This is a genomic window from Oleiphilus sp. HI0117, assembly GCF_001635235.1.
The window spans coordinates 1-1,015 of the sequence record NZ_LWGA01000175.1 but is presented as its reverse complement, the minus strand read 5'-3'; the positions used below and the strand labels follow the sequence as shown (position 1 = coordinate 1,015).

Annotated in this window: 1 protein-coding gene; it reads left to right on the top strand. The window is 46.6% G+C overall.

Annotated elements, in window-relative coordinates; translation table 11 throughout:
• Nucleotides 1-27: 27 nt before the first annotated feature.
• The coding region (locus tag A3757_RS02265) for an NnrS family protein (protein WP_068739104.1) at nucleotides 28-1,015 on the top strand (988 nt) is incomplete at its 3' end.

Genomic DNA, 1,015 nt, shown 5'->3' with positions numbered 1-1,015 from the left:
CCTCACTAGCTGGCATAGGAATCGTCAATGCAACCTAAACACGAGCTCAGCTCTCAACACCCAGCATTATTCAACCTTGGCTTTCGTGCATTTTTCGCCGGTGCTAGCCTCCTTTCTTTAGTCAGCATCGCCGTATGGTTACTCTTTCTAAACCAAGCCTGGTCTTTTAATTCAAATAGCATCAGCCCTTTTCAATGGCACGCTCATGAAATGATCTATGGCTACGCCGTGGCAGTAATCGCCGGCTTTTTGTTAACCGCAGTAAAAAACTGGACCGGCCTACAGACTCCTCACGGCAAACCGCTCATGATCCTCTTTTCTTTGTGGGCCCTGGCACGCCTAATGTGGCTGATTAACGTACTATCACTCGCTGCATTCTTCGACCTCATCTTTATCGTTTGTCTCGGCTACGCTATTGCCAAGCCGATCATCCAAGTCAAACAATGGCGTCAAATGGCGATTCTTTCGAAGCTAGTGCTGATTGCAGTCGGGAATGCCTTTTTCTATGCTCAAGCACTTGGTTTTAGTGATTCAGGTGCACATACATCCCTCTACGCAGGCCTCTATATCGTTGTCGGTCTGATCCTGACCATCGGGCGTCGGATTATTCCTCTTTTTATTGAACGAGGGGTAGGCTACGAAGTGACCTTGTTTAACTCTAGAATTCTCGATATCTCAAGTATGCTGGTCTTTTTAGTGTTTTTTATCGCAACCCTCTTTACCAACTATATCACCCTCGCGCAGACTGCTGCGGCACTCATGGTCATTATCACGACCATACGTATGATCGGCTGGTATACATCAGGTATATGGAAATCCCCTTTGCTATGGAGTTTCTTCGTAACCCTGGGTTCAATTACCATCGGCTTTTTAATTTTTGTATTTGAAACCAGACTTTCACTGTCGCCTTATTTGTCCATACATGCTTTTGCTGTCGGCGCTATTGGCGTTATGACCATGGGCATGATGGCACGCGTATCAACGGGCCATACAGGGCGAAACCTTAAGCATCTAC